Genomic DNA, 7,772 nt, shown 5'->3' with positions numbered 1-7,772 from the left:
GCCGCAGGACAGCCTTTTATCATAACCGTAGCGGTCCATTTCCGGCACCGCAATGGTGGCAAAGGTGGCGGCCGTGGCCGGGGAAGAGCCGCAGATGGCCTTGAAGACCGTGGCCGCCGCTACGGTGCCGATAGCCAACCCGCCCGGGATATGGCCCATGAATTTATATCCCGAATCGTATAAACTGCGAGCGATGCCACCGCTGGCACCCACCTGGCCCATCAGGACGAAGAGGGGTATGACCGTAAAGCCATAGGAAGAAAAAACCTGGTAGATATCCTTGGCCACCAGGTTTAAGGCCGCCGGGACATTAACGATCCAGGCAAAACCGATAAAACCGGCCAGGGCCATGGAAAATCCGATCTCCAGTCCCATAAGGAAAAAAACAAAAAGCAGTACAACGGTTAAAAGGCTGATCATTTCCAGGCTCATCATTCCCCCTCCTTTTTTAAAAACATACCGGTGGCCAGGATCAGACATTCGATAAAACAACAGAGCCCGATGCCATAGGCAATGGGAAAACCGGGAATTCTCAGAGTCATGGAAACCTCACCGGTTTGTTTTAAATCATTTCCCAGGGCTATGAGGTTCCAACCGATAATCAGAAAGACGATAATGGCCAATAGCCTGGTCAGAACATGGAAAAATAGTTTCCCGCCGAAAGGGAGTTTTTCGGTCAAAAAATCCATCAGGACATGCCCCCTCTCCAGGGAGGTCTGGGGGATGGCAAAGCCGATGACAATGGCCCCCAATAGAGACACAATATCATAGGTCCCCACAATCGGCCTTTTAAAGGCTCTTAAGAAAACATCCGCCACGGTGAGGAACATAATCCCGGCCAGCGATATACCGGCAATCCAATACATCAGGCGGGAAAGATTTCCGATAAGGGAAACGATCATTTTCATGCAGGCTCCTTAAAACGAATCCCTCCGTCACAGAGGGAGGGGAAAAATCCGAAAAATAAACGCTGACTTTTCCCCTGTTACGAGTTACGACTTGCGAAAGTATAAAAATTCCAGATCACTCGGAACGCGTAATGCGCAACTCGTAACCCATAACAGGGAATTTTCACCGGTCTTTGCTAATTCTTTTTGATCCAATCCTGGATGAACTTCAAAGCCTCGTCGCCGGGCAGCCCTTTGGCTTTTACGGCCTGGGCGGTTTCTTCAAAGATCGGTTGACCCAATTTGGCCCATTTTTCATCTTCCTGTTTGGACAGGTTGATAATCTGATTCCCCTTGGCTTTGGTGAATTCCACACCGCCTTTGTCAATGTCGTCCCAGGCCTTGCCTGTTTTTTCAATCCATTCTTCATTGACTTTTTCAATCACGGCCTGGACCTCTTTGGGCAGGGCATTCCATTTCCCCTTGTTCATGACTACGAAAAAGGCCATAGAATAGGCCGATCCGGAATTGACCGTAGTCGATTTAATGACTTCCGCTATTTTCCAGCCTTTCAATGCCTCAAAGGGATTCATAACACCATCCACCACCCCTTTTTGAAGGGCGTCATAGGTTTCGGTTTGGGGCATGGCCACCGGGACGCCGCCTAATTTGGCAACCAACTTGGCCGTTGTACCGGTGCACCGGATTTTCACGCCTTTCAGGTCCTCCAATTTTTGCACCGGTTTTTTGGTATGTAAAATACCGGGGCCGTGGGCGTGGAGGTACATAACCTTGACGGCGTCCAGTTCCTTAGGCTGAAATTTCTTATAAAAAGCGTTGCACAAATGGGTTGCCTGAAGAGCGGATTTGTATCCCAGGGGCATATCAATGAGTTCCATCATAGGAAAACGGCCGGGGGTGTAACTGAAAACCGACAAGGCGATATCGGAAATGCCTTTCACCACACCGTCGTAGGCCTGGTTGGGCGGGGTCAGGGTGGCCCCGGGGAACATGGTAATCTTCACCGCGCCATTGGTTCGTTTTTCAATCTCCTTGGCCCATTCGGTGGAGAGCAAGGTGTGGGTGTGGGTAGCCGGGAAAAAAGTGGAATAGGTAAGGGTAACCGACTTGGTCTGGGTATGACCGACTCCAATCATCAGAAAAGTGATCAGAAAACAGGTGACGATAAAAAAAGAAAAGCCTTTCTTAACCATGATTACCTCCTTGTGATAGTTTTTCAACTTTGAATGTTTATGAATACTTTACACATCAGGATGTTCCATGTATTGAACAGGGTCCCACCTCCTTTCCGATTGAAATATGTTGTTTTAAACATGTTCTCCAATATTGATGATCCTGTAATACCTCGTCATTCCCGCGCAGAGCCTGTCCTCGAATGCCTTAATCGGGGACGGGAATCCAGGCAATATGTAACTAATTAAAATTAGTCAAAAAAAAACGCCTTGTCAAGTCAAGAATCACAAGTCACCAAAGAAGGTCGCTTACATTGATTTCGAGCATCTTCACAGAGGCCAGTATCCGGTCGGCATTCCGGTCAACGGCCTGCATCCCTCCTGAAAGGCCCTTCAACTCCTCGGCCGCCTTTTTGATAACCTTGATCCGGTCATCCAGTTTTTCCATTTGTTGTCGATCCATACGTGTCCCCTGAAACTTTGTATCTGTTTAGATTCTTAAAAACTGTTTTCACCGCAGAGGCGCAAAGAACGCAAAGGGAGAATTTTTTTTCCTTTCTGTTGAGAGGACAGAAAGGAAAAAGCTCTCACAACCCAACGGGTCTGGCCCCTACAGGCCGGAATCTTTCAGTGATTATTCAGCCGGAGGCCAGAGATGTTTTGTTCAATCACGCCTATGGCGTGATTGAACAATAATGATTCTCTCTGCGTTCTTTGCGGCTCTGCGGTGAACGATACTCTCTTTTCCGGCTATCCCTGCTTTCTCAGGTCTTTGAACCGCTTCGCCTTCCCCTCATACCGGGGCAGAGAATGATAGGGGTGCACTTCGATGTTATACCCCAGGTTGGTCTTCAAGCGCAATTGATCCTTGAGCTGACCCAGGATCACCTGGCGATTTCCCTCTTGATCAGGCAAAAGCTCGACCTTGAGGGTGATATCATCCAAATCCCCCTTTTTGGTGACCAGGACCTCGAACTCGTCGCCCAACCCCTTCAGGGAATGGACCACCTCTTCTATGGCGGTCGGGGCGATCAGCACACCTTTGATCTTGGTAATATCATCCGCCCTTCCAATGATGCCGCCTTTGATTATCCGGAAGGTCCTCCCGCAACCACAGGGGTCGGCCGCCCATTCGGCCACATCCTTGGAGTCGAACCGGATACAAGGTTGGGCCATCCGGTCCAGGGCGGTTATGACGATCTTGCCTCTGATTCCAGGCTCCTCGATCAATTCCCCTGTTACCAGATCCTCTAATTGCACCAGAAAAAGGGCCTCGTTGACATGAAGCCCCCCGGGTTGTTCCAGACATTCAAACCCCCAGGCCCCGATCTCCGTGGCCCCCACGTGATCATAGACCTTGGCTCCCCAGGCCGCCTCCAGCCGCTGCTTGGTGGATGGAATGCTGGCCCCAGGTTCTCCGGCGCAGGTGATCCTCCGGATGGTCAGGTCCCTGGCCGGGTCGATCCCCAACTTCTTGCGGGCCGTGTCGGCCATCCCTAAAACATAAGTGGGGGTGGCCATCATGGCCGTGGCCTTAAGCTCTTGAATCTTCAATACCCGCGCTTCGGTATCCAGAACGCCCCCCGGTATAACCTCACAGCCCAATTTCTCGGCAGCATAATGGCCGGCCCAGAAGGCCACAAAAATATTATATCCAAAGGGAAGGAAGACCCGGTCCGTCCTTCGATAGCCCTGGGCATACAACAGGGTGGCCCAGGACTCGGACCACCACTCCCAATCCTGCCAGGTATCCGGCTGGTAGACCGGCGTTCCGGTGGTGCCGCTGGTCTGGCGAAATTCAGTCACCTCCTCCAGGGGCACGCAGAGGGCATCGCCATAAGGGAAGGGGTCCTTTCTCTGGATACCCCGCATCATAGCCTTCTCGACCTTCGGCACCCTGGCGATATCCTCATAGGTTTTGATATCCCCGGGCTCCAGACCGGCCGCCTGATAGAGACTGCGATGGAACTTCGACCGCCCGTAAGCCCATTCCAGAATCTTTTTAAACTTCCTGACCTGAAGGGCGCGCAACTGTTCCCGGGGGAGCCTTTCCACAACAGGATTCCAATACCTTTGTGTTTCCTCATAAAAACCCATCATTTCCCCCTTTGCTCACCGCAGCACGCTTGTTTCATCTAATAAAATTTATATTTCATTCAATGATCATATCCTTTACCGTACTTCCTCCAATCCTGTCAAGTAAAAAAGTCTGCTAATTCATTTTTTCACGATACCCTATTTCCTTTGAAATATTCAGGCCTGTTCGGATAGTCTCTTTTATGATTCTCTTCAACCCGTTGGCCTCCACGGTGGAAGAAATAAAACAAATGCCAATACTGGCGATCACTTTCCCTGTAAAGTCCCGGATGGGTGCGGCGATCCCGGTGATCCCTTCAAAGGTCCTCTCCTCATCGACAGCCACCCCCTCCTCCCGGATCTGATCAAGCCACTTCTTGAATTCCTCTATTTTGGTAATGGACTTTTTGGTGGTAGCCGTCAGCGGATTTTTCTCTAAAAGTCTTTCGATTTCGGAGTCCGGCAGATAAGCCATGAGCATGGGTCCCAGCATCCCCCAATAAGGGGGACGGAGGGTGCCGATCTTCGAGGTAAAGGTGAGCGGGTTTCGCGAGTCTTCTCTCTTGTCAATGTAGATTAAATGTCCCTGATCCAGAACCGCCAGGAACAGGGTTTGGCCGAATTTCGAATGCAATCGGTCTAAGAAAGGAGCGGCCTTTTTCCTCAGGGAGAAAGAGTGCAAAACAATACTTCCCAGCTCAAACAACCGCGAACCCAGAGAGTATTCCTTGGAGGCCGGGTTCTGATTCAGAAAGCCGTATTTGACCAGTGTCGAACATAATCGTAATACCGTAGCCCTGGATAAATTCAGGATCTCCGATAATTGACTCTGGGTAAGCAACGACCTTTCACTGCTAAAGGCATTCAAAATTTGCAAGGCCCTTTCCAGGGATCTGTTGTAGAAGGTCTCTTTTTTATCCTGTGCCATCTCTGTTCACCTGATGAAATTATTTTCTACTCTATGAACAAGGAGGCCGTTTTGTCAACAGTAAAATATATGCCACCGGCAGATGAATAGGAAAACAGGTTCCCCTTGCCCCTCGCCTATTAACGATGCAAGTTGCAAGTTTCAAGTTTCAAGAAAAGAAAACCTTGAACCCAGTACCTTAGCCCTCGCCTTATTGCCCCTCGCCCATAGCCCATAGCCCTTAGCCCATAGCCAATAGCCTGTTAAACAATTTCCGGTATGATCGTCCCCCCTGATGGGAAAATGGCCACAGCCGCCTCGGGGGTCTTTGGGGCGGCATCCCGGATGGCCTCTTGAAGAGACGAGGCATAATGAAATTTCATCATGGCGACCTGTTCCGGGGATAACCCCCGGGTAACATGATAGACCCTGAATTTTTCGGCCAGCTCTTTAAAATAGACCACCTGCATAATATAAGAGATGCCGAAGGACCGGAGATGTTCGGGGATATCTCCGGCAATCAGCCGCCGATGAAAGGCACTGGCGGTTTCTTCACTTCCCATTTCCCGGATCAGGGGCAGGATAGGTCCGGCCTCATTCTGCGGGGCGGCCCAGATAATCGTCCCTCCGGCCCGGGTGCAAAAACCGGCCATACACAACGATTTGGTGGCCTGAACCCCGTACTCCAAAGGAAAGGCCGAAGTAATGGTTACATCGGCCATCCTGGACAGGGCCACCCGGTAAAGGGAATGGGCAAATTCAGATGCGGCCCGGTGTTCTTCAAGAGGATTCCCGGCAAAGGCCCGGATAATTTCCTTCTTTTCATTCATGACCAGGTCCAGTTTGAAGGTCAGTCGGGAGATTTGCCCGGCATCGATGATTTCTTCATAAAAAGGATTGCCACCCAGAAGATTAACCCGGCTGTTCCGATGCCGCATCCAGGTAAAATGATGATCCGCCACCGACCGGTAGGAAGACACCCCGGGCATGACAATCTTACATCCCCCCCCATAACCGGCTACAGGGTGAGGCATGCATTCTCCAACCCCCAGAATCAGATCGGCAAAGGCCACCAGTGGATTGACTTCCACCAGGGTCCCCCGGTGGGTCTTGCCGATAATGACATTATCCTTGGAATGGGGATCATGGGAAAACAGGCGGCCCGATAAACGGTCAAAGGCCTGCTCCCCGACCTTGGTTTTCAACTGATCCAAGTTGAGAATAGGATGGGTGGCCAGGGCGCAGACCCCTTTGATACGTCCATCGGGTACGCCGGCCCGGTTGAGCCGGTCCATTATTTCCGGCAAGGCCAGGTGAGCCGGGGTAGGACGTTGCAGGTCATCAAACAGGAGAACCACTTCCATCCCCGGTCTGGCCAGTTCTTCAATGGGCAGAGAGCCGATGGGTTGATCCAAGGCCCTTCTGATCTCATTAATCGGATCGGAAACCCCGGGAACCAGCGCCTTGTCCTCCTCAACCAGGGGCTTCCATCCTTCGGGAAGCGAGAAGAAGGCTTTTCCAGCCGAACTGTTAAGAAAATAAGCCATAACTACTTCCTCCTGATCAACAGATTCTTCAATTCCGGGCCGGTTTTGGGGTTCTTCTGGATAATGTCGTTCCAACCCTCATCATAGCCCATCTTCAGGAATTTCTGTTTTTCCTGTGCCGGCAGATCGATTACCTGCAGCCCTTCTTTGATCAGGATAGGCCGTTCCTGTTTGGCCAGCTCTTCAAAATAGGCTATGGCCTTTTTTTCGGCCTCCATGGCTGCTTCGGTCAGGAGGTCCTTGAATTTCTTGGGCAGCTTGTTCCAGGCATTCAGGTTCAGAACAACAGGATTCGGCACCTGATAAAAGCCGGGCTCGACGATATATTTGATCTGCTTATGCCAGCCCCAATCGCGGATACCCACGGCCGGCCAGCAAAAGCCGTCAACCACGTTCCTTTCAAGAGCGGGATACACCTCGGTGGGAGGGATGACCACCGGGTTTCCGCCGAGACCTTTGATGATCTGCAAGTACATAGGAGATACCCGGATATTCAGGCCTTTCAAATCGGCGGATTGGATCGGTTTCTTGAGATAGAGGTGAAACCTTTCACCGAGGCCCAGCCGACCCAACAGGTAAAGGCCTTTTTTCTCATGGAGGTCATTCATAACTTTCAAAGCACCGCCGGTCCTCTCCTCCATGGGGGTGAACTCGGACAGTTTATAGGCGTCCACCTCGGGAAGGACCGACACGTAATAGGCACTGGTCGTGTAGACCATGTCGACCATGCCCCGCTGGCAAGCCTGCACCTGGTCGGTGGATTTAACTGCCTCCGGTCCGCCGATGTAATTGATCTTCAGCTCGCCGGGGTATTTCTTGGCCACCATCTGTTCGACCAATTCGTTAAACATAAAAAAGGATTTGTTCTCGCTTGAGGTCTTCGGCCACCCGGTGACCGCTTTTAAGGTGATAGTCTCGGCCTGGACCTGCCCCAAGTGGATCATGGAAAGTGTTAAAACCATAAACCCGATCACCCCCCAAAAGCCTTTTTTCTTTTTCATAACTGCCTCCTTAGTGGTTTAAAGTCAGAACCACCGGCTTAGCCGGTGGCATGATTAGCCCTATAAGGGCATTGTTACCTGCCCCCCCTTTAAGGGGGTATGGTTCTTTCACCAATGACGACTGTTTCCGTGGGACAATGATTATTTATTTAACTTCTTAT

8 protein-coding genes are annotated in these 7,772 nt (G+C 51.0%); all 8 read right to left on the bottom strand.

The genetic code is table 11. The features are described 5' to 3' along the window. Positions 1–432, bottom strand: a 432-nt coding sequence (locus tag HY879_20330) for a TRAP transporter large permease subunit (protein ID MBI5605687.1), incomplete at its 3' end; no start/stop codon positions are given. Beyond that, entirely contained in the window at positions 432–908 is a 477-nt protein-coding gene (locus HY879_20325; GenBank protein ID MBI5605686.1) for a TRAP transporter small permease, read from the bottom strand. The genes HY879_20330 and HY879_20325, both read right to left, overlap by 1 nt. Before the next feature lie 176 nt (positions 909–1,084). Continuing rightward, positions 1,085–2,044 (bottom strand): TRAP transporter substrate-binding protein, encoded by a 960-nt coding sequence (locus tag HY879_20320; protein ID MBI5605685.1) that lies wholly within the window; start codon positions 2,042–2,044, stop codon positions 1,085–1,087. Between the two features lie 328 nt (positions 2,045–2,372). Then, positions 2,373–2,543, bottom strand: coding sequence for a hypothetical protein (locus HY879_20315; GenBank protein MBI5605684.1), 171 nt, complete (start codon positions 2,541–2,543; stop codon positions 2,373–2,375). A 287-nt stretch (positions 2,544–2,830) separates the two neighbouring features. Next, entirely contained in the window at positions 2,831–4,177 is a 1,347-nt protein-coding gene (locus tag HY879_20310) for a phenylacetate--CoA ligase family protein (GenBank protein ID MBI5605683.1), read from the bottom strand. Between the two features lie 115 nt (positions 4,178–4,292). Continuing rightward, entirely contained in the window at positions 4,293–5,084 is a 792-nt protein-coding gene (locus HY879_20305; protein MBI5605682.1) for an IclR family transcriptional regulator, read from the bottom strand. A 242-nt stretch (positions 5,085–5,326) separates the two neighbouring features. Then, complete coding sequence (locus tag HY879_20300) at positions 5,327–6,610, bottom strand: DUF2088 domain-containing protein (protein MBI5605681.1); 1,284 nt, start codon at positions 6,608–6,610, stop codon at positions 5,327–5,329. Positions 6,611–6,612: 2 nt separating this feature from the next. Continuing rightward, entirely contained in the window at positions 6,613–7,611 is a 999-nt protein-coding gene (dctP, locus tag HY879_20295) for a TRAP transporter substrate-binding protein DctP (protein ID MBI5605680.1), read from the bottom strand. Between the last annotated feature and the right edge of the window lie 161 nt (positions 7,612–7,772).

It is taken from the genome of Deltaproteobacteria bacterium (assembly GCA_016219225.1).
Classification (GTDB): Bacteria; Desulfobacterota; RBG-13-43-22; order RBG-13-43-22; family RBG-13-43-22; genus RBG-13-43-22.
Note: the sequence above shows the minus strand (reverse complement) of the source record. Positions and strands in the feature narration are given on the sequence as shown.